The 21,015-nt window shown below is 44.2% G+C and carries 24 protein-coding genes; 16 read left to right on the top strand and 8 right to left on the bottom strand.

Going from position 1 to position 21,015, the window contains the following annotated elements:
- The first annotated feature begins 59 nt into the window (after positions 1–59).
- Positions 60–353, top strand: coding sequence for an integration host factor subunit alpha (gene ihfA / locus VTH8203_RS15175; RefSeq protein WP_006074250.1), 294 nt, complete (start codon positions 60–62; stop codon positions 351–353).
- Positions 354–444: 91 nt separating this feature from the next.
- Here ihfA and VTH8203_RS15170 read toward each other — a convergent pair whose 3' ends face one another.
- Positions 445–1,221 (bottom strand): RelA/SpoT domain-containing protein, encoded by a 777-nt coding sequence (locus tag VTH8203_RS15170; RefSeq protein ID WP_096994432.1) that lies wholly within the window; start codon positions 1,219–1,221, stop codon positions 445–447.
- Positions 1,222–1,452: 231 nt separating this feature from the next.
- On the opposite strand from VTH8203_RS15170, the gene VTH8203_RS15165 reads away from it, so the two are divergent.
- Positions 1,453–2,106 carry a thiopurine S-methyltransferase gene (locus VTH8203_RS15165; RefSeq protein WP_096994431.1) on the top strand — a complete coding sequence of 218 codons (654 nt, stop codon included), beginning with the start codon at positions 1,453–1,455 and terminating at the stop codon, positions 2,104–2,106.
- Positions 2,107–2,209: 103 nt separating this feature from the next.
- Here the strand turns inward: VTH8203_RS15165 and VTH8203_RS15160 are convergent, their stop codons facing one another.
- The 3 genes from VTH8203_RS15160 to ppsA form a co-directional block, all read right to left on the bottom strand.
- Positions 2,210–2,581: a SpoIIAA family protein gene (locus VTH8203_RS15160; RefSeq protein WP_158296153.1), complete on the bottom strand. Its 372-nt coding sequence runs from the start codon at positions 2,579–2,581 to the stop codon at positions 2,210–2,212.
- Positions 2,582–2,612: 31 nt separating this feature from the next.
- Positions 2,613–3,311: a toxin-antitoxin system YwqK family antitoxin gene (locus VTH8203_RS15155; RefSeq protein ID WP_096994429.1), complete on the bottom strand. Its 699-nt coding sequence runs from the start codon at positions 3,309–3,311 to the stop codon at positions 2,613–2,615.
- 218 nt (positions 3,312–3,529) lie between these two features.
- The gene (gene ppsA / locus VTH8203_RS15150; RefSeq protein ID WP_096994428.1) at positions 3,530–5,923 is read right to left on the bottom strand and encodes a phosphoenolpyruvate synthase; all 2,394 of its coding nucleotides are present in this window, start codon (positions 5,921–5,923) and stop codon (positions 3,530–3,532) included.
- A gap of 154 nt (positions 5,924–6,077) precedes the next feature.
- Between ppsA and ppsR the strand changes: the two genes are divergently transcribed.
- Together ppsR and VTH8203_RS15140 are read left to right on the top strand one after the other, a co-directional pair.
- Complete coding sequence (gene ppsR, locus VTH8203_RS15145; protein ID WP_096994427.1) at positions 6,078–6,911, top strand: posphoenolpyruvate synthetase regulatory kinase/phosphorylase PpsR; 834 nt, start codon at positions 6,078–6,080, stop codon at positions 6,909–6,911.
- Between the two features lie 78 nt (positions 6,912–6,989).
- Positions 6,990–7,634: a TPR domain-containing protein gene (locus VTH8203_RS15140; RefSeq protein ID WP_096994426.1), complete on the top strand. Its 645-nt coding sequence runs from the start codon at positions 6,990–6,992 to the stop codon at positions 7,632–7,634.
- Between the two features lie 4 nt (positions 7,635–7,638).
- On the opposite strand, the gene VTH8203_RS15135 is transcribed toward VTH8203_RS15140, so the two are convergent.
- Together VTH8203_RS15135 and VTH8203_RS15130 are read right to left on the bottom strand one after the other, a co-directional pair.
- Positions 7,639–8,700, bottom strand: a complete 1,062-nt coding sequence (locus tag VTH8203_RS15135) for a 3-oxoacyl-ACP synthase III family protein (RefSeq protein ID WP_096994425.1) — start codon at positions 8,698–8,700, stop codon at positions 7,639–7,641.
- Between the two features lie 3 nt (positions 8,701–8,703).
- Positions 8,704–9,390 (bottom strand): hypothetical protein, encoded by a 687-nt coding sequence (locus tag VTH8203_RS15130; RefSeq protein ID WP_096994424.1) that lies wholly within the window; start codon positions 9,388–9,390, stop codon positions 8,704–8,706.
- A 187-nt stretch (positions 9,391–9,577) separates the two neighbouring features.
- Between VTH8203_RS15130 and VTH8203_RS15125 the strand changes: the two genes are divergently transcribed.
- A complete protein-coding gene (locus VTH8203_RS15125) occupies positions 9,578–10,366 on the top strand; it encodes a ferredoxin--NADP reductase (RefSeq protein WP_096994423.1) in 789 nt (262 codons plus the stop codon).
- A gap of 3 nt (positions 10,367–10,369) precedes the next feature.
- Here VTH8203_RS15125 and VTH8203_RS15120 read toward each other — a convergent pair whose 3' ends face one another.
- Together VTH8203_RS15120 and nrfA are read right to left on the bottom strand one after the other, a co-directional pair.
- Positions 10,370–10,801, bottom strand: coding sequence for a hypothetical protein (locus VTH8203_RS15120; protein ID WP_158296152.1), 432 nt, complete (start codon positions 10,799–10,801; stop codon positions 10,370–10,372).
- A gap of 117 nt (positions 10,802–10,918) precedes the next feature.
- On the bottom strand, positions 10,919–12,334 hold the full coding sequence (nrfA, locus tag VTH8203_RS15115) for an ammonia-forming nitrite reductase cytochrome c552 subunit (RefSeq protein WP_096994421.1): 1,416 nt from the start codon (positions 12,332–12,334) through the stop codon (positions 10,919–10,921).
- Between the two features lie 491 nt (positions 12,335–12,825).
- On the opposite strand from nrfA, the gene nrfB reads away from it, so the two are divergent.
- From nrfB to VTH8203_RS15065, 11 genes are all read left to right on the top strand, one after another.
- The gene (nrfB, locus tag VTH8203_RS15110; protein ID WP_096994420.1) at positions 12,826–13,419 is read left to right on the top strand and encodes a cytochrome c nitrite reductase pentaheme subunit; all 594 of its coding nucleotides are present in this window, start codon (positions 12,826–12,828) and stop codon (positions 13,417–13,419) included.
- A gap of 1 nt (position 13,420) precedes the next feature.
- On the top strand, positions 13,421–14,107 hold the full coding sequence (nrfC, locus tag VTH8203_RS15105; protein WP_096994419.1) for a cytochrome c nitrite reductase Fe-S protein: 687 nt from the start codon (positions 13,421–13,423) through the stop codon (positions 14,105–14,107).
- 1 nt (position 14,108) lies between these two features.
- A complete protein-coding gene (gene nrfD, locus VTH8203_RS15100) occupies positions 14,109–15,065 on the top strand; it encodes a cytochrome c nitrite reductase subunit NrfD (RefSeq protein ID WP_096994418.1) in 957 nt (318 codons plus the stop codon).
- A gap of 119 nt (positions 15,066–15,184) precedes the next feature.
- A complete protein-coding gene (locus VTH8203_RS15095) occupies positions 15,185–17,155 on the top strand; it encodes a heme lyase CcmF/NrfE family subunit (RefSeq protein WP_096994417.1) in 1,971 nt (656 codons plus the stop codon).
- Positions 17,145–17,567 carry a cytochrome c-type biogenesis protein gene (locus VTH8203_RS15090; protein ID WP_096994416.1) on the top strand — a complete coding sequence of 141 codons (423 nt, stop codon included), beginning with the start codon at positions 17,145–17,147 and terminating at the stop codon, positions 17,565–17,567. The genes VTH8203_RS15095 and VTH8203_RS15090 overlap by 11 nt, the downstream gene beginning before the upstream one ends.
- Positions 17,568–17,743: 176 nt before the next feature.
- The gene (locus VTH8203_RS15085) at positions 17,744–18,211 is read left to right on the top strand and encodes an ASCH domain-containing protein (RefSeq protein WP_096994415.1); all 468 of its coding nucleotides are present in this window, start codon (positions 17,744–17,746) and stop codon (positions 18,209–18,211) included.
- Positions 18,212–18,217: 6 nt separating this feature from the next.
- Positions 18,218–18,733 carry a GNAT family N-acetyltransferase gene (locus VTH8203_RS15080; protein ID WP_096994414.1) on the top strand — a complete coding sequence of 172 codons (516 nt, stop codon included), beginning with the start codon at positions 18,218–18,220 and terminating at the stop codon, positions 18,731–18,733.
- Between the two features lie 12 nt (positions 18,734–18,745).
- Positions 18,746–18,904, top strand: coding sequence for a GNAT family N-acetyltransferase (locus VTH8203_RS24880; RefSeq protein WP_208617757.1), 159 nt, complete (start codon positions 18,746–18,748; stop codon positions 18,902–18,904).
- Positions 18,905–19,032: 128 nt separating this feature from the next.
- Complete coding sequence (locus tag VTH8203_RS24875; protein ID WP_244181225.1) at positions 19,033–19,227, top strand: GNAT family N-acetyltransferase; 195 nt, start codon at positions 19,033–19,035, stop codon at positions 19,225–19,227.
- A 228-nt stretch (positions 19,228–19,455) separates the two neighbouring features.
- On the top strand, positions 19,456–19,872 hold the full coding sequence (locus tag VTH8203_RS15070) for a GNAT family N-acetyltransferase (protein ID WP_096994442.1): 417 nt from the start codon (positions 19,456–19,458) through the stop codon (positions 19,870–19,872).
- Between the two features lie 27 nt (positions 19,873–19,899).
- Positions 19,900–20,646 (top strand): phosphotransferase enzyme family protein, encoded by a 747-nt coding sequence (locus VTH8203_RS15065; RefSeq protein ID WP_096994413.1) that lies wholly within the window; start codon positions 19,900–19,902, stop codon positions 20,644–20,646.
- Positions 20,647–21,015 lie beyond the last annotated feature (369 nt).

Here is a 21,015-nt window from a genome sequence, read left to right as displayed (position 1 = left end):
GAAATGTTTAGCGCTATCGCTGTGATAGTAAGGTTTAAATTAGCTTTGAGGGGAGTTTTATGGCGCTCACAAAAGCCGATCTGGCTGAGAACCTATTTGAGAAACTCGGATTCAGTAAAAGGGATGCCAAGGAAACGGTAGAAGTATTTTTTGAAGAAATCAGAAAATCACTCGAAAGTGGCGAACAGGTAAAACTGTCGGGTTTTGGTAATTTTGACTTAAGAGACAAGAATGAACGTCCAGGTCGGAATCCTAAGACTGGTGAAGATATTCCAATTTCTGCTCGACGCGTAGTTACATTCCGTCCCGGCCAAAAACTGAAGGCACGAGTGGAGAATATCAAAGTAGATTGAGTTTTACTTTAGAAACAAAAAGACCACATGTAGTGGTCTTTTTGTTTTTTTGTCGGTGGATATTGGCTAAAGAGCGAAGGGAAAAGCGGCATTATGCCGCTTTAATATTGGTCGTAATATATGGTTGCCACGCGTTTTGGTAAAGCTCTAGAGACTGCCTTCTTAAGCTGGTAATTTGCGCAGTTTCTATGTCATTTAAGCTACGATCGTGTGCAGCGGCGTTGCGTTCGATACCTTGAATAATTTCATAAAGCTCGTGCTCTGGACCACTTTTCACATCCGCAATCGCTTTCAAGTGAAGTTGAACCTCTGCAATGATGCCAGTTTTAGGCAGTTGGACTAAGATGTTTAAATCACGATACCCAGAAGGCGCAGGGCTTTTGAAGCGGTTTTTAACACGGACGACTTTAGCTTCTCGGTTAAGCGCTTCATAGGCGCTGACCAGCCCTTCAACATCGTCTGCCACGATTGTGCCGCGGGCGAGGTCGGTGATTTGATTAACTTCACCATTAAGTTCAGTGCGGATCTTTTCTTTTGCACGATCGTAAGACTTGACGCCAGCGAAGTGCGCGTCGGTACCAGCAAGTAGAGCAGTGGTTTTGCACAGCGCTTCTAATTCGTGTTGCGCTTGGTGAGCTTTGCTATACAAGATATCAAAGTCGGAATGCGGTTGAAGTGCGTTGCTGTTCACAGTATCGATGCCATACAAGCCACTTAGACTATGTTTGAATACTGATGGACAAACTTCGTTCTGTTCTTGGTTTCCTTTTGAGGTAGTTGAATCGGATTGATTAAGCGTTGCCGCAAATGCAGGTGCACGGCTGAGTACCAATAGCATCAGTGCTGCGGTACGAAGAAACATGCTCATTTTCTCTCCTAATGACGTTACGAAAACGGTATACAAAAAAGGGCGAAAACGTTCAGGAGTTGTACTACTTATAGTATGGGGACTAACTAACTGAACCCAACCTTAAAAAATGAAATAGAGTCTAAGTTGTGACTTGAGTTTCGAAATAAAGTTACCTTCTTAGGCATGACTTTTTGTCCTCGTTCTGTAAACTCTACGTTAATGATTATCCATACCAAATATGAACGATAAATGAACGATTTTGAATTGTGGCATGACAAATGGGCTGCGAATAAAATTGGGTTTCACCTAGAGGATGTAAACCCGTTACTGATTAAGCATTGGAACGAAGTGAAACCGAGTCGAGTCGACAGCGTGTTTGTTCCCCTTTGCGGTAAGTCTGAGGATCTTATTTGGCTGGCTCAACTTCATGACAATGTTCAAGGTGTCGAATTAAGTCAAATCGCCGTCCGGGCGTTTTTTGCGGAACATTTTTATACACCAATGGTGACTCCCATTAATGGTCAATTCGAGTTGTATCAGTTTGATGAACTCGATATCTATGTTGGTGACTACTTTACTGCACCAATCAAGCCTGTCGATTTGATCTATGATCGCGCTGCTCTTATCGCGATGCCAGAAGACTTGCGAGCGTTATATGTTGATAAGTTGAAGCAATCGCTTAATCCAGGTGGGCGAATTCTTATGATCACGCTTGACTATGTTCAATCGGAAATGTCGGGCCCTCCTTTTAGTGTTCCATCAAATGAAATAAAAGACTATTTCGGAGAAGATTACCGTTTAACCTTGTTGGAGCGAGATGAGGCGGACAGCGAGCATCGACGAATAAAACAAGGTCTATCGCGTTTTGCCGAAGAAGTTTGGTTAGTTGAGCACTTAGCTTAGTGTTTCCGGGGCATGGACGGTAGGACAATAAAGCCTGACGTTTAGCGTCTGGCTTTATTTTATTGGTTGTCCGTATTAAATCTGTCTGATAGGAGAGCGTTAGCTATTTAGGCTCTTGTACCCAGTACCAAGCTTTTTCAAAGTCAGCGGAGGCAAACGCCTTCTCTTTTATATCAAACATTCGTGCGATGATGGAGTCGGCATTAACTAGCCATGTGATCACCTTACGATCGGCGACAATCGCCACTTTCTCTATTTGCTTTAGATTCGTCAGCGTCCAAACAATATCTTTAAATCCTGCGGCTAGCGACCAATGAGCACTTTCATCGAGTATTGCCATCACACTGATTTTGTTATGTTCTGCTAATAGCTTGTCTACCTCAGCGATAATGTGCTTTTCTTGCACTAAATCGACATTGTCATCAAATTCAATGACTAATATATCTGGACGTGGTGATGGTAGGGTAGTAATCATAATCATCTCCTCTGAAAGCGTGACGGGTAGGCTAGGACTGATGATTAAACCAATGCTGTTCTGAAACCATCTTGTTGTCTTTAACCGTTACAACATACTGTTTTTGCCCATCAGGGGCGTATTTGGTGACGGTGCCATCATGAATGCCACCTTGGTCATAGGTTGCTTCGTACGCCTTACTACCGTTCGGATAATAACTGGTAGCTAAGCCGTCTTTTTTGCCGGAATCATAATGTTCAACTGAACGCGGTTGACCATTCTCATACCACGAAGAGACTTTGCCTTGAAGCTTACCATCGTCGTATTTCGCTGAAACAAGTTTTTGACCATTATAGGACCATTCGTCATAGGCGCCGTTGAGTACACCACCTGTGTATTCAGCGTCAACTTTTAGCTGGCCATTTTCATACCATTGCTTCCAGTCGCCATCCGCTAGACCATCTTTGTAATTAATTGTGGACGAAACTTGACCATTTGGGTAGTAAGTTGTTTCGGCCCCTACAGCTTTGCCATTGGCGAATCGAACATGAAGCGCATTTTGGCCGGAGTCATATTTGCGTGTCAGTTCGCCGGTGAAGGGGGTGGTATCATTAACTTGATAAGCAATACCATTTCGAATTTGAACATAGTCAACAGAATTGTCGGTATCTTGGACAGTTGTTTCAGTGGCATAGGCCCCGACAGAAGCACAGGTAAGTGCACCTGCGACAATGGCAATGGATTTTTTCATAGCGTTACCTCACATTTATAGCTTTGGTCTGCCTATCCAGAATAGGCTTGAGCTAGCGCAATTAAAAAGTGAAAAAGTCGACAAGTATTATTGCAAAAATAAAACGGAACCTTTGGTTAAAACACATGACTAATGTGCTCAAAACTAATGGAAGCCGTCGATATAGCAACAAAAAAGCCAGAGCGAATCGCTCTGGCTTAGTGCTGTCTTATGGCTAATTATTGCTTAGCAACATTACCCAGCTTCAACCAGGTATTAATCACCGTATCAGGGTTTAGCGATACCGAGCTAATGCCTTGTTCCATCAACCACTCAGCTAAGTCGTCATGATCGGAAGGACCTTGGCCACAGATGCCGACATATTTACCCGCTTGTGTCGCTGCATCAATGGCCATTTTTAGCATGGCTTTGACGGCAGGATTACGCTCGTCAAATAGATGTGCCACGTCACCCGAATCGCGGTCTAAACCAAGAGTCAGCTGGGTCATGTCGTTTGAGCCAATAGAGAAACCATCAAAATATTTAAGGAACTCATCCGCCAATACAGCGTTTGAAGGCAGTTCACACATCATAATGACTTTTAGACCTTGCTCACCACGGCGCAGTTCAAACTTAGCCAACAGATCGATAACCTGTGCCGCTTCGCTTGGAGTTCGCACGAACGGAATCATGATCTCCACGTTTTTCAGACCTATTTCATTACGCACACGCTTCAAGGCACGGGTTTCTAACTCAAAGCAATCTTCGAACACGGGTGAAATGTATCGAGACGCTCCACGGAATCCAAGCATCGGGTTTTCTTCATGTGGCTCAAATGCTTTACCGCCGACGAGGTTGCTGTATTCGTTTGACTTAAAGTCAGACATACGAACAATCACACGTTTAGGCCAGAAAGCAGCGGCAATCGTAGCGATACCTTCAGTGAGTTTGCTTACATAGAAATCGATTGGGTCATCGTAGCCGCGAATGCGTTGCGTAATTTCTGCTTGTAGCTCAGGAGTCTGCTGGTCGAAGTTAAGTAGGGCTTTGGGGTGAATGCCTATCATTTTGTTAATGATAAACTCAAGACGCGCCAGACCTACACCCTCATTAGGGATTTGAGCGAAGTCAAAAGCACGATCGGGGTTACCGACGTTCATCATTACTTTGGTCGGCAGAAGAGGTAATTCATCAACAGCTGAGCGTCGAACTTCAAACTCAAGCTCACCTTGATAAACGTAGCCGGTTTCACCTTCTGAACAAGAGACCGTCACCGTCGCGCCGTCTTCAAGGCTTTCTATTGCATTGCCACAACCAACGATAGCTGGAATGCCAAGCTCACGAGCAATGATCGCTGCGTGACAGGTACGCCCCCCGCGGTTGGTCACAATCGCTGATGCCTTTTTCATGACAGGTTCCCAGTCAGGGTCGGTCATGTCAGTCACTAGCACATGTCCTTCTTGAACCAGTGGCATCTGGTCAAGTGAATCGACCAATCTAACTGGGCCGGTACCGATACGTTGACCAATGGCACGACCTTCAACCAACACGTCCGCTTTATTGTTCAGTTGGAAACGTTCAATGACATTTTGTTCGCTTTGAGAGCACACGGTTTCTGGGCGGGCTTGAACGATGTAGAGCTTGCCATCAATGCCATCTTTTGCCCACTCAATGTCCATTGGACGCTGGTAGTGCTTTTCGATGATCATCGCTTGTTTAGCCAGCTCTTTGATTTCTTCATCAGTGAGCGAGAACTGGTTACGCTCGGCATCAGAGGTGTCAATGATGTCGACCTGTTTACCAATTTCTTGATTGTTGGAGTACACCATTTTAATCAGTTTGGAACCGAAGGTCTTTTTCACAATCGGCGTTTGCCCTTGCTCAAGGAGCGGCTTGTGGACGTAAAACTCATCTGGGTTAACGGCGCCTTGAACGACCATCTCACCTAGACCCCATGCCGATGTAATGAACACGACTTGGTCAAAGCCAGATTCAGTATCTAAGGTGAACATCACGCCGGATGATGCTTGATCAGAACGCACCATACGCTGAATACCAGCCGATAGTGAGATGCCGCGGTGGTCAAAACCTTGATGAACACGATACGAAATCGCACGGTCATTAAATAGCGAAGCGTACACGTGCTTCGTGGCTTCAAGAACGGCGTTTATGCCTTTTACATTCAAAAATGTTTCTTGTTGACCAGCAAATGAGGCATCTGGAAGGTCTTCCGCTGTCGCAGAAGAGCGAACCGCGACCGAGAGTTCTGAATTGCCTCCAATGAGTTCTCGGTAATTTTCTCGAATATCCTGTTCAAGATCAGCAGGGAATGGGGCTTCTAATACCCATTGACGGATGGTCGCGCCTGTCTTACGCAGTGCGTCAACATCATCAACATCAAGCTCATCTAGTAGTCCATGAATGCGTTCGTCCAATCCCTCAAAATCAAGGAATTGGTTGAAGGCATAGGAAGTCGTCGCAAAACCATTCGGTACTGAAACTCCAGCATTGGCGAGATTAGAAACCATCTCGCCCAGTGAAGCGTTTTTACCGCCGACTTTATCAACATCGTCCATGGACAAGCCATTGAACCAAAGGGTGTTGTTTTGTTGCATGTCTATCTCCAGAAACATTGCAGCTGTAGGGTATAGCAATCGTTTACGTATTCAGTAAGAAAATAGTTAACTTTTTTTCAAAACTGTGGGGGAACGTTATTGAATGCTAGGGTTTGTTATCGATATTATGTAATGCATCCTACTTAAATTTTTTTGAAAAATTAAATAGAAAATGAAAAATAATGGTCAAAGTCGTGACGTGTTCTACGTTTCTGACGGAACAGCGATTACTTGCGAGACATTGGGACACGTGGTTTTAGGGCAGTTTCCGTTCAAGGCTAACGAGAAAACGTTTCCATTTGTTGAAAGCGAGCATAAGCTTGATGAACTCATTAGAGAAATTAATCAATCCTACCAACGCAATGGTATAAAACCGTTGGTATTTTTCTCTATTGTTGTACCTGAAATTCGCACAGGTCTTATGCAGTCTTCTGCGTATTGTTATGACGTACTAGAAAGTATTGTGGCGCAAGTGAAGGACGATTTGCAGCTTGAACCCAAACCTAAGTTGCAACGTTCTCACAGTGTTGGCAAAGACAGTGATAAGTATTTTGATCGTATCGCGGCGATCGAATATACCCTTGCGCATGATGATGGGATCTCACTTAAAAACCTAGATCAGGCCGACATCATATTACTTGGTGTATCTCGTAGCGGTAAAACACCAACTAGCCTCTACCTAGCGATGCAGTTCGGTTTGCGTGTGGTGAACTACCCATTTATTGATGACGACATAAAGCGCCTTCGACTGATGTCTGAGTTCGAAATTCATCGCCATAAACTGTTTGGTTTAACCATTGACCCAAAGCGTTTGACTGAAATTCGTGAGAATCGGTTGGCTGGTAGCGATTACGCTAGCACCGAACAGTGCTTACAAGAACTGGCAAGTGTGGAATCTTTATTTAGACGTGAAGCGATTCCGTATATCAATACGTCTTCATTATCGGTTGAGGAAATTTCGACCAGAATACTGGAAAGAGCAGGGCTAAAACGCCGCGTGTTCTAGAAAACGACCACAAACACACAGTGAATCTTAACGGGAGCCGATATAATGTCGGTTCTTTTTTACTCCAGGTACCCCGTCTTGCATTTCAATATTTATTTGTTCGCTTTGCTTTGCGGCGTCGTAGTCTTCGTTATCGCGATGTTGAGTTTAAAAAGCTTAGCTAGCCAAAAGCAGCGTATTGTGTTCTCTGTTGTCATCAGTACTTTTGTCTGTGGTGTCTCTTTGTTGATTTGGTCGCAAATGCGTAGCGCGCTTCCTGAGCCCCAACCGATGACACCGTTTAAAAATGGTGAAACCATGATGCAGGAGTTGCAACAAGCATTAAAACAGAACCCTAATGATGCCAAAGATTGGTTTAAGTTAGGTCAGCTTTACATGCAAAGCGCTGAGTTTGATGCGGCGATCACCTGTTTTGACTACTCAATTCGCTTATCTGAGACCCCATATGCAGGCCAGTACGCGGCCATTGCCACGGCTAAGTACTTCGATGAGTCTCAAACTATCACACCTGAAGTGCAGCAGTTTCTTGATAAAGCGTTAGAAATGGATGGATACAATGATACGGCATTGTTATTGCTGGCGTCAGACTACTTTCTACATTCACAACACAATAAAGCGATTGAAATCTGGACGAAAATCCTTGATTCCAATCGCCCAGGAATTGACAGAGCGGCTATTATTGAAAAAATTAATCAATCCAAACGGATGAGTGCCCACGAATAGCGTGTTAGCGGTTGTGCGTATAGACAAAGCCACCATACATGTATTTAGTAGCTTCTGCGCCTAGAATAACAACTTTACTACCACTCTCTAACTTGCCACTATGCACTAAGCTTGAAAAACTGCACCAAATCGCTGCGGAACCAAGGTTTCCCCAACGTTTCGCATCATTGATAATTTTATCTGGATCTATGTCTAAAGTATCGGCCAACAGACTATCGATTCGCCCGCTTGCTTGGTGGGGAATAATGTAATCAAACTTATCCAATTCAAAGCCATGACTTCTTAACGCGAGAATGCTTGCTTGAAACAAGGCTTCGCCACTTTTACGTACATCGGTTGCACTGTGATGAAAGCGTGCCTTTCCAGTTTGTGTGTACACCGATGCAGACCCACCGTCGAGGGATAAACCCGGTGACCTATCGACACCAATTTGACCTGTGAAACAGTGTGATATCGTGCCCATTCCTTGGCTGGTTTCTGGGCCAATAATGACGCCTCCAGCACCGTCTCCCATTTGCATGTAATTGACCAACTGAGACTGGTCAAGAAAGCCTTTTTCATAATCGAAATACACAGATCCTGTTTCACTACCAACAATGGCGATGGGTTTGTTGAGCATTGCAAGACGAGGAATGGCGATTTGCAGCGTACTTGAGAAACCCGTACAGGCTTGTCGCAACTCCATAAACGGGCCTTGATATCGAAGTTTTTCAGCTACCCAAGCGATACTGGGAGGAAGTTGTGTATCAGGTGTCGTCGTATGACCAATGAGATAGTCAATGTCTGCGAGAGTGTGCTGAGAGTTTGCGAGTAAATCTTTGAGAGTATTAGCCGTTAGTTCAGAATTCGTTGGGGTTGGTTCGCTGACATGCGAGTGGATGCTACGTGAAAAATGACGTCCTTCGATGCCTAAAAAAGGGACGATCCTTGCTGCTACCCGAGCAAAGCGTTTGCCTGACAGTTGTTCAAGCGCAGTCAGTAATTGTTCGTTAGACAAATACTGTTCTGGAAACTGATGGCTGGCGGCAAGCAATGAGGCTCGGCCGGGCAGAAAAGTAGCCGTCATAGATTATTCCTCCTTGGACTCAAAAATTGGATTGAGATCAACACCAAGCACAGCAAAGGCGTCGCGCTCAGTGCTAAGCAAATCAAATAACCTCTCTGAGATACTGGCATTCAGTGCACGCCATTGTGATTTATCGTAACCAAGTTCTAAAGCGTGTAGTTTAGAGACCGAAACATGCCTTGCTTCATCCTGCTTGATTGCTCGGCAAAGGAGGGTAAATGGGTGATGCGGACCCAAAGACCCTTTCTCAATGTACAGCATGAGCTTACACACCAACGCATCGAGACAAGCGATTTGAGCGAAGTGCTCTTCAAATGTTTTTTTTGCTCCCAATGAAGAAAAGAATCGTTGGCTGCGTCGTTTTATCGCGAGTATATCAGCAGGTTCCTCTATTTGATTACGAACCCATTCTAGTGCTTCTTCATGGTATTTTTCGTCAGCTACAATACGTTCGAAGTCATTAGCAGCAAGAGCTAGCGGCGTTTTCTGCTGTCGAATGGATTCATTATAAAAAACCCACTGAGATGATTGTTCGCCACATACAAGCAATGGTAGAAGTCTTGAGAGTGCCGTGCGCTCCATCTCGGTAAACTCTAGTGTTTGATACTGGTATTCGTGCAGCCAGTAGCGAACTGGGCTTTCGCTCGGCACGTCAATAGGCACGGCTGGGAAACAAGGTTTCATGGTCACTAACACTTCCTTTTTACGACACACAATATAGGTAGACCGGAAAGCTGAGAATTTCTTTCATCTGTTATCTAAATCTATGATGAAATGATTCAAAAGTTCTAATTCCCTTATAAACTGTAGTTTAAATTTTGTCTGGTTTGGCTCTATGATGAACAGAAGCTTAGGTTTTCTTCATTGGAGGTAAAGTATGGCGAACATAGATAATGCAGCGGTTCCTAACGGTTTGGTTGAAGGGTGTGTACTGGCTAAGAAGCAGTGGACAGAGAAACTTTTCAGTCTTGAGGTGGCAGCATCGATAGACGAGTATGTTGCCGGTCAGTTTACTAAGTTGGGGTTACTGAACTCAGAAGGAGAATGGGTACGTCGAGCTTATTCGATGGTGAATCACCCAAAGCATCTTTATGGTCAGAACTATTTAGAGTTTCTTATTATTGCCGATGACAATGGTCAATTATCGCCAAAACTAAACGATCTTGAGGTGGGGGATAAACTGTTTGTCGGCAAACAGCCTTCGGGTTTTATGACCTTAGAAGAAATACCAGACTATGCGAAAGAACTTTGGATGCTCTCTACCGGTACTGCCATTGGACCGTTTCTTTCCATATTAGACGATCCCTCTATCGCCGAGCGCTTCGATAACATCGTTCTGGTCCATGCCGTGCGCACAGAAAGTGAATTGGTTTACTCCGAGTCGATTGAATCTGCGAAAACAGCGTTGGGCGACAAATTTCATTTTGTCTCTATTGTGTCAAGAGAAGTCCACGCCACTGGCCTTCAAGGGCGTATTCCTGAATTATTACTCAATGGAGAGATACAAAATATGACCGGAGTTACACTGAGCGTGCCGGACAGCTTTGTGTATATATGTGGTAATCCTGCCATGGTGAAAGATACCAGTGCTGCATTAGGGGAGCTTGGGTTAACCAAACATCTGCGTCGTAAACCTGGTAACTTTGCCAGTGAAAATTATTGGTAGTGGCTAGTAGGTGTAGCCTACACCAAAATACGCCGCCTCTAGACCGGTGTGATAGCCTAGGTCGGCAGTAAAACCAGTAACGCCAGTTTTCAATAACAAACCAATGTTGCCATTGAAACGAAGTGATGAGTCGTAAGTTTTGATCATAGAGTCATTGAAAAGCTCTTCACTTCGGTTAGCAACCCCAGCACCCACATAACCCACAATATTCTCAGTCAGAGATTTCACCACACCAATATTGAGGGCAAAATCATCATTGTTGGGGCCCGTTCCACCAGCGAGGTTACTGTAAAAACCGAAGCTTAGATTGCGATCGTGGTAAAGGCCGACACCAAAACCTCCGTCACTTGTCGTACCAACGGATACACTGTTGAAGGTGCCTGCTAGCGGGGGAGAGCTTGTCAAGCACAGAACCAATGCGAGATGCTTTTTCATTGTGAGCCAATTTAGGTGTTTGATCATCATAAGTTCAATGGTAGCAAAAAGCCCCTTCCAAGTAGTCGGGGCTTTAACTAAGAATCGAATAGATCACAGAGTCATATCAGTGAAATATTAGTACTTCGCTTCTCTTGCTGCGGCTTCTTTGTCCCACTCAGGCACCACAGTTTCTAAGAAGTGTTGTTTCTCTGCGTTCATCTTGTCCATATCCATACCCAATGCAGCTTGGGCTTTTTCTTTGGTGGAGATATCGGGGATTTCTACAGGGTCTGTGATACCTTTCTTAGCAAGCAAGCGGATGAGTTTCGCACGCGCATCTGCCGCCTTGTCTACAGACGTACCAAGTATTTCAAGTGCCACTTCGGGAGCGTGCATATGAACACCATGGGAGGCGATCGCATAGTCCCAGCGCCATTGTGCGTGACGAATATCCATCAAGATTGGTTTCATCTCTTCTTCAGTTGCACCTGCATCCCAAGCTGCGCCTGCTTCAAAGTGAGCCGCAACGATTTGCTTCTCGGCGGTAAGTTTCATATTAAGAACTTGCGCTTTGCGCGTTGATACAATGCCTTGGAGTTGTTCTTTGGTTTGAGTGTGACAGTTGGCACAGGTATCTTCAAAACGATCAAATGGGTTACCAACTTTGTGGTCCGTAAAGACCGTCCCATCTTCTTTAGTGACTTTAGGCATGTGGCAGTCAACACAAACAACGCCATTTTTACCGTGGATACCATCACGCCATGTTTCGTATCCTGGGTGCTGCGCTTTTAGCATCGGGGCTTTAGAAACCGCATGCTGCCAGTCTTTAAAATTCAATGCATCGTAATACGTTTCCATTTCACCAACCGTTGTGCCCATATCCCACGGAAATTTCACCGCTTTTGTTGGGCCAGTGAAGTAGTATTCAACGTGACACTGAGCGCAGACCGATGCTTGTTGATCTAGGCGAGATTGCTCGTCAAACTTCTTGCCAATAGCTTCAAAGGCTCGCTCTACATATGGCTTAGCAATGGCCAACGCAGGTTCGCCATTTTTAAACGCGTCACTACGAGTATCGTGACAGTCAGCACAGCCTATAGGGTTAGAAATTTCTGCACCAAGTCTTGCCCATTTGCCTTCAAAGTAACCATCTTCACCACGCTCATCAATAACACGACCGACATCAGGGCTTTTACAGCTCCAACAAGCCATTGGCATAGGACCTGATTTAGGATCTGTCGGGCCGCCTGTTCGCAGTGTTTGTCTAACATCGTCTAATGCATAAAAGTGACCACGCGCTTTATTATAGTCTTTCGCAAAACCATAACCCGCCCACAAGATGACCATATTAGGGTCGTGCGCCAACGCATCTTCTATTTCTTCACTTTCACTGGTTTCTTTCCATGTTTTATATTGGTCTGGGTGATCTTTTTCGTAGGCTTGATTTCTAGGATCAATTAACCCTTCTTCGGGTGCAGCAACAGCTGACGCACTTAAAGCGCCTAATAAAGCAATTGCAGCAACGGAACTTAAAATCCAATGCTTATTCACAGTGCTATCTCCATATTCTAATTTTTGAAATGCGTTGTGGGGCTATTTCCCTAAATAAGATTTGGAGATGTCTCAAAATGTAAAGACCTGTTCATATTAACGCATACTCAGTAATACTTAATTACATGTCGGACGTTTACTGTTTTAGATCAATTTATCTAAGTGATTGAGTTCACATCTATTTTTAACTAACCCTAAAGGGGTAGATAATAAAATATTAGATGAAATTGGTTATCATTTGTAATGACGAGTTGTGTAAAAATTCACACAATAATATTGGTGATATTGCTCACTAATTGTCCATGAGTGGATAGAAAAATAACCCATGTAGAACTATGCTAAATATCGTGAAGCGTTGTGGCCGATCCCAAATAAGAATTGATTACATTTCGTTGGTAATTACTTTCGATAGTAACTGCTATAGAAAAGTTATTAATTATTAATCTGATAAATAGGTATGCCTTTATTATTGGATTTAAGGAAAGGATATAATGGGCAATGTTAAATTGACCATGGCGATAATGCTTCAAGCCCTCCTCGCATTAACGCTTTATGGTTATTCACTCAATGCCTTAGCCGATCACGCTACCCTTGCGAAAGAGGGGGGAGCGCAAAGGCATAAGGTTGAGTTGATCCGTGACAAGGACTACAAATGTTTACAGTGTCACAAGGACTCAAAGAAAACGCTGGCTGGCTCTCATGGAGAGACTGCCGTTGACAGTATTGGTAGCGAATTAAATTGTACCCAATGCCACAGCAATATTGGTCCAGATCATCGTGATGGTGCTTCTACAGTCATTAAATATCACCCCGCACAGTCTCAACCGGGAACAAATAAAACATGGTTAGATCCTGAAGCTATTCTGAAGGCCAACAGCAGATGTACTGAATGTCATCAGCCGGAACCGTTACGTAAAGACAGTTGGACCCATGATGTGCATGCCAAAAATCTAACGTGTACGAATTGTCATTCAGTGCACGCTGAGAAAGCAAAAGTCCTCTCTTACGACCACAAAGCACAAATTAAACTGTGTGTTGACTGCCATAAAGACTTCAACGAAAAACGTGAAGAGGAGGGCAAGTAATATGAGTTGTTCAAGACGAAATTTTCTCGCAGGCACAGGTGCTGTCATTTTTACCACGGGAGTGGCAACAACGTCGGTGTTAACTGCTCGGCAGTCAGTAGCGAATGACGATACCAAGAAAGCAGTCCGCTATGGCATGCTGCATGATGAAAACGCTTGTATTGGTTGTACCGCTTGTACAGATGCCTGTCGTGAAGTCAACAAAGTGCCGGAAGGCGTATCCCGTTTGGAAATTCATCGTTCACAGCCCATTGGCGAGTTCCCAGATGTGGAGTATCGATTTACTCGTGATTCCTGCCAACATTGTGAAAACCCTCCTTGCGTTTATGTGTGTCCTACCGGTGCCGCTTATAAAGATCAAGAAACGGGCATCATCGATGTACACAATGAAAAATGCGTAGGTTGTGGTTATTGCTTGGCGGCATGTCCTTACCAAGTGCGCTTCTTTAATCCAAAAACTCGCTCTGCGGATAAATGTAACTTCTGTCGTGATACCAATTTAGCAGAAGGCAAGTTACCGGCGTGTGTGGAAAGTTGTCCAACTAACGCTTTGGTGTTTGGTGACTTGAATGATCCAAAAAGCGATATCAATAAGATGATGAGTATCAGCGTGATCTACCGTGATAAAGAGCAACTAGGGACAAAGCCTAAACTGTTCAAAGTGCCGTTCCATAAGGGGGAGGTATAGTATGAGTTCTTGGGAAACTGCCTTTCATTTCGACTCTCTTGTGTGGGATTGGATTATTGCGATCTATCTATTCTTGGCGGGGATGTCCGCCGGTTCTGCTCTGATTGCTATTTATCTTAAGCGAAAAGTCATAGCAGGCGATCCAGCGCAAAACGGCATCCTGAAGGCGATGGCGTGGCTGGCTCCGTTTGGCATTATTGTTGGTCTGTTGATCTTGGTATTCCACTTAACCAAGCCACTCGAGTTTTGGAAAATTATGATTTACTACAACCCGACGTCAGTCATGTCGATGGGGGTCATCTTGTTCCAAGTTTATATGGTTGTCTTGTTTGTGTGGATTAGCATGATTTTCAGAAAGCCAATTATGGATGTGCTTGGGAGTAAGTTTGATTTTGTAGAGAGCATTCTGATTAAGTTCGAGAAAATAGAAAACGGTTTGGAGTTGTTTTTAGGTTTCTTAGCCGTCTTGTTGGCCGCTTATACCGGTTTCTTATTATTGGCACTAAAAACCTATCCAATGCTTAACAACCCAGTGCTTCCTATTTTGTTCTTGTTCTCAAGTCTGTCGTCTGGCGCTGCTGCAAGCTTATTGTTTGGTATTTTGGTCTTTAAAGAAGATGCGCACAGTCCAAGTGTCAAATGGGTACACAGCTTTGAACGTCCTGTGGTCCTGTTCGAGCTGTTTGTCATCGTTACCTTCTTTACGGGTCTTATTTTTAGTGGTGGCCAAAATGAAGCGGCAGCATGGAATGCCATTGGTGGTGGATTCTGGTCCAACTGGTTCTGGTTTGGCGTTATCGGTATAGGTATGTTGCTGCCATTGGCGATGAATTTCTTTAGTTCGGAGAAAGTAAAGCATAACCACGGTTTTATCTTAGTCGTCACAAGCCTGAGTTTGATTGGTGTTTTGATGCTGCGTACGTTTGTGCTGTACGCGGGTCAAATGACAGTCGTGTAAATAACCTATCCTCGCGTTAGCGGGGATCTTCTAAAACACTCTCAGTGTAGATCTGCAACGAGAGTGTTTTAGAAGAGTAACAGAGGTGTCTTTACTCTGGGCAATCACATAGAGGATACATGACGGGATACATTGGATTATTCACTTTGATAGTCGTTGCTATCACAAGTAGTGCAGCGAGCATAAGCGGAATCGTGTCCTATCGCTCGTCGCTACAATATAGACCGCTTCTAGATAAAACGGTGCGATTATTGACGTTACTAAGCATGCTATTTGCAATTGCTGCGATTGTGGTTCTTGCTGTGGCCTTCGCTGTCGATGATTACTCGATAAAATACGTTTCTGATAATTCAAACAGTCAACTTCATTTGGGTTACAAGATTGCAGCCACTTGGGGCGGACATCAGGGCTCGATGCTATTTTGGCTAGTGACGTTGTCACTTTGGGGCGTGGCGCTTTCTTTCACCCATGATTCAGTTCGCCGGCATGCAATGTGGGTAATGCAGTTTATCGTCGCTATTTTTGCTTGGTTTACATTGCTAGCTTCGAATCCATTTGAGTTAAATGCAGTGATACCAAACCAAGGCCGAGACTTAAACCCAATGCTCCAAGACATTGGTCTTATCATTCACCCTCCATTGTTGTATGTCGGTTATGTCGGGTTTGCATCGGTATTTGCGCTAGCCTTGGGTTCATTGTTTAGTTCGTCAATGAGTGCGTCGGCCTTTTCAACCCAATGGGTGGTAAGCGCAAGAGTGTGCGCTGTGGTTGCGTGGCTATTTTTGACTGCGGGTATCGCTGTCGGCTCTTGGTGGGCGTACTATGAACTCGGCTGGGGAGGCTGGTGGTTTTGGGACCCTGTAGAGAACGCTTCTTTACTACCTTGGTTAACCAGTTGCGCGCTACTACATACCATGATGCTTGCGAAACATCGTCAGTTGATGTTCTGGACCTATTCTCTGGCATTCATTACGTTCTGCTTAAGTATCCTAGGCACCTTTATTGTTCGTTCGGGTGTGCTGACCTCGGTTCATGCATTCGCGGTTGACCCAACCAAAGGTTTCAGTCTTTTGGCGATGTTGAGTATCGTCTTTGTTCTTGCCTTTGTTTCATTGATATTACGCTCCGATAGCATTCATTCTAAGGCTGTCACTGACACTAGAACCAAATCCTTTCTCATACTTATTGCTGCAAACCTGTTTACGTTAGCAACCATGGTTGTGGTGTTTGGGACGTTTTATCCCATGGTGTATGAGCTTCTAGGGTTAGGCAATATTTCGGTTGGCGCACCGTATTTCAATTTGCTGTTTGGTCCACTCTCAATTTTTGCTTTATTTGTCATGGGGTTTGTACCGTTTTATCGCTGGAAATTAGATGAAAAACGAGTGCTTTCCTCACTCATGGTGGTCTTGTTTGTTAGCAGCGGATTCATTGCGTTTGCCGTCGTTTATTACTATTCATACCATAATGCCGATGTTGGTGCAGAGTGGTCGTTTTGGGCATTTATGACGGTCTGGGCCAGTGCATGGGTGGTATTGTCTCATCTGCGGCTATTACACAGCAATAAGATGAATCGTGGTCTATATGCACTGATACTGGCGCACGTTGGTATAGCTGTAGCCGCGTTTGCTTCTTCGATGAATGCTGAATATTCGTATGAAATGACAAGAAAACTGGGTCCGGGTTCTAGTGTCGAGTTTGGTGATTTTGACATTCGCTATCTTGATACCCACCTCTACGTTGCCCGTTCATTTAGCTCAGAGCAAGCTGAGATTGAAATTACGCCGCTATCGAATCCTGCAAAAATACAACGTGCTTACCCTGAGAAGAGGCACTATCCCGTACGCGTGATGAACATGACAGAGCCTTCGATGACACCACAATGGGATGGTGATATCTACCTATCATTGGGTGATAAAGTGGATGCGGAGCACTACGCGGTTCGCATCCAGTTTAAAGCTTTTGTGCGATGGATATGGTTTGGGGCGTTATTGGTGTGTTTAGCCGGAATTTGGATGTTGTTGTCTCCCTTATTCGTGACTAAGCGTGTTCGGTGCGAAAATAGTGTAGGAGGCACAAATGTGGTTTAGGCATATTGTTATCACAGGCTTCTTTTTATTATGTTCCATCCTAGCGTCAGTGGTTCATGGCTCGGAAAGTCAATTTGTGGAACTGTTTGAATTTGATTCACCTAAGCAGCAGAAACAAGCGATAGAACTGGCTAAAACACTACGTTGCCCAATGTGCCAAAATCAGAATTTAATTGAGTCAAACTCTCCGGTGGCGAAAGACATTCGTCTAAAAGTGTTCGAATTAATCAAACAAGGGAAAACAAACCAGGAAGTGAAGGACTTTATGGTTGCTCGCTATGGTGAGCACGTGCTTTATCGACCATCCATGAGTCGTCACAATGCGTTGCTATGGGGGGCGCCAATCGTGTTTGCCTTGGGGCTCTTTTGGGCTATCTTTGGCTATATAAACCAAGAGCTCGATAATATCTAGTTGATCTTTCAGTAGTAATTGTATATTTCTTTAACTCTATTGTTACAAGTAGGGTTGGGTGTACGTGCCATTTTCTATACTTTCGGTCAGAGTTTTATTCCCCACACACGTTCATTATGTTGAACCTAAGGCGAACTTTGTTGCGTGGAATAGCAGCATGGCGCAGGAGTCTATTTATGACGCCTAAACAACAAGCCTTTTTGGACCAGTATTTAACGCAGCTAACGGCATCAGAACGAGCAAGCATAAAAGATGTGATCGCTGAGCATTTCTGCGGCGATGAATACAATGCTAATCAATGTGCAAAACTGATTAATGAAGGTGTTAAGACCGCGTCATGCAGCCTAAAAGCGGGGTATGACATAGAGCAAGAGCCGTTGCCTAAAGTTGGGCGACTGTCGGTCGTTTTAGACTGGGAGCAGAATCCGGTCTGTATTATCGAACTTACGTCGGTTGAGGTCTGTCCATTTAATCAGGTATCTGCAGAGTTTGCTTATGCGGAAGGCGAAGGGGACAGAAGCTATCAATGGTGGAAGCAAGCACATGTGCGTTTCTTTGAATGGTATGCCAATGAGCTTAACATTACATTTAGTGAGCATGATGATTTAGTTCTTGAACGTTTTAAAAAAGTCTTTCCGAGGTAATGAATCATGCTGACTCTAGACACGCCGCGATTACAACTAAGACAAATTGATCACGGTGACTTTGAACTTTTTAGAAAGCTACATCAAGATCCAGAGATTATTCGTTTGTGTTTCGATGCTCCTCCCAGAGATGACATCAAAAAGCGGTTCGAGGAGCGACTACCACTTTGGCAACCGGGTAGCGAGCACTGGCTGTGTATGACGGTATTGTCAAAAAGTCATCAAACCAAGGTCGGTGTTACTGGATTCAAGGTAACCAATCGTGTTGCGGAAGTTGGTTATCTTATGCTGACCGAATATCAAGGCATGGGTATCGCAACCGAGTCGTTACAATGTATTTTAGATTGGGGCATCTCGCAGCTTGAACTCTCTAGCTTCAACGCTGTTGTGACTCGTGGTAATCAGGCCTCAGAGCGGGTGCTAGAGAAATGCGGGTTTCATCTTAAAGCGATTGAGAAAAACGCGTACGTTATCGGAGGAAAAACGCACGACGATATGATTTATCAGCGTAAAGTCAGGTAAAAGGGCGGTAAAGTGATAAGAAATGTTCAAGAGAAAGACAGTGTAGCGATTGCTAGGATCTACAATCACTATATTACTCACTCAACATGCACGTTTGAGGAACTCCCCGTCACCGATGCCGACATGGCTGAACGCATTAGTGTTGTCATCGAATCGCCTTGGTTGGTGTAAGAACATCAAGGCAAGTGATAGGTTATTGCTATGCAAAACGATGGAATGTTCGCAGTGCGTAACGGTATACTGATGAATCATCCGTATACGTCGACAGTGAGACCCCGATAAAAGGTGTTGGTTCTCTGTTGTATCGTGCGTTGTTTAATGATTTAAACGCGCGTGGTGTCAAGAATGTTATGAGCGTTATCACCTTGCCAAATGATGCCAGCGTTAAGTTTCATGCCAAGATGGGCATGCAACAAGTCGGTCACTTTAAACAAATCGGTTTTAAGTTTGAGCAATGGTTAGATGTCGGTTATTGGCAAAAGGTTTTAGATTGATTAACACACAGTAAATTTTCTTGAATTTATTTTACTACTATCCCCATATTACCCTTAGTCATTACATGACTAGCCTATCGAAAATTGACCTAACAGTTATAGAGCGACCACTCATTAAAGTGGTCGCAACAATCGAGTCTAAGTATCCTGGTTCCCAACGTTAGGGTTTAGGCATCAATAATGGCGTGAGTAAAAAGGAGTAACTCAGTGAGCGTAACTTTTCGCGAGATGCAAATTTCTGACTACGAAAAGGTCATGGTTTTGTGGCAGCAAACGGATCACATGGTATTACGAGAAGCGGATAATCGTGACAATATCCTCGCCTACTTAGATAAAAACCCGAATATGAGTTTTGTCGCCATTCTTCATGGAGAAGTGGTGGGTGCGGTTTTAGCGGGAACGGATGGACGACGTGGTTACTTAGAGCATTTAGCGGTCGCATCTCAGCATCGAGGAAAACGGATAGGCAAAACATTGGTCGAAAAGGTGACAGATTCATTCGCACAAATCGGTATCGAGAAAACGCAATTATTTGTTAACGCTGACAACGAAGTTGCCCAGCACTTTTATCGTTCTATGGGTTGGGAGGTGCGTAAGGAAGTCAAAATGTATTCATTTAATGCCTCTGCCAATGTCGATATCTAATTGAAGCCTCAAGAGTGAGTGGACGCAATGACTGAGATTATATTAACCGCTGATACGGTGATTCGGCCTACTAATTTGTGGTCTGGCTCCGTGCATCTTTTTCTCAAGTTTTTAGCCCAGCGCGGTTTTAGCGGTGTGCCTCAAGTGCTTACTTTCGATGGTGAGACCGAGACACTTTCATTGGTCCAAGGCAAAACATTCAATTACCCGTTGGTCGAAGAAATCGCTAGTGTACGGGCTCTGGAAAGTGCAGCGAGACTGCAAAGGCGGCTTCATGATGCGAGTGTAATGTTTATCGAGCAGTATGATGTTGCTGAGTTTGCTTGGATGCTGCGGTCAGAGACGAATCCAGAAGTCATGTGTCATGGTGACTTTGCACCCTATAATGTAGCGCTAGACGGCAATAATGTCGTCGGGGTGTTTGATTTTGATACTACTCATCCTGGTTCGCGACTTTGGGATTTATCTTATTCCGTCTATTGCTGGGCACCCTTTAAAACTAACGCGCTAGATAAGCTCGGTGATATTCAACAACAAACTCGCCGAGCAAAAGCCTATTTAGATGCATATCAATTAGATATACCAAGTCGATTGCAGATGCTTGAAATGATGGTATCTCGCCTGCAATATCTTGTTAGTTTTATGGAACGAAGAGCTAAGGAGGGTGATCAAGGTATGCAACAGTGCATCGCTGAAGGTCATAGGCTTAGCTACCTTAACGATATAAATTATCTGCTGTGTCACCAAGATGTCATTACTCGTGAAATGCAATAGCCTCAGCTAGTCAGCCAGTGCCTGCAGACGCTTCTACTCAAATGTCAAACTGCCACTCTCCGTTTATCCAATCATCGACCGGCTCTTCTGTATTCAAAATAATCAATACATTATAGGTGCGAACACCCAGCTAGCACCAAAATTAAGTCGCTTAACCGTTTATAATTTGCTAATCCCGTTCCAGCTTACATCACCGTGACAATGTCACTAGATTGTCGGAATCGGCTTAAGTCTAGCGGATTATTTTCTCAAATCTGACAGCAAATAGTCGATAAGAGTGATCATGTCATCAATCTCCATTTGGGGATGCGTGTATAAATGGTTTTATGACCTATCATTAAAGCAATTAATCTAGATCTAACACCTCCA

This window comes from Vibrio thalassae (assembly GCF_900089835.1).
In the GTDB taxonomy this organism is placed as follows: domain Bacteria; phylum Pseudomonadota; class Gammaproteobacteria; order Enterobacterales; family Vibrionaceae; genus Vibrio; species Vibrio thalassae.
This window is presented reverse-complemented; position numbering and strand designations above follow the sequence as displayed.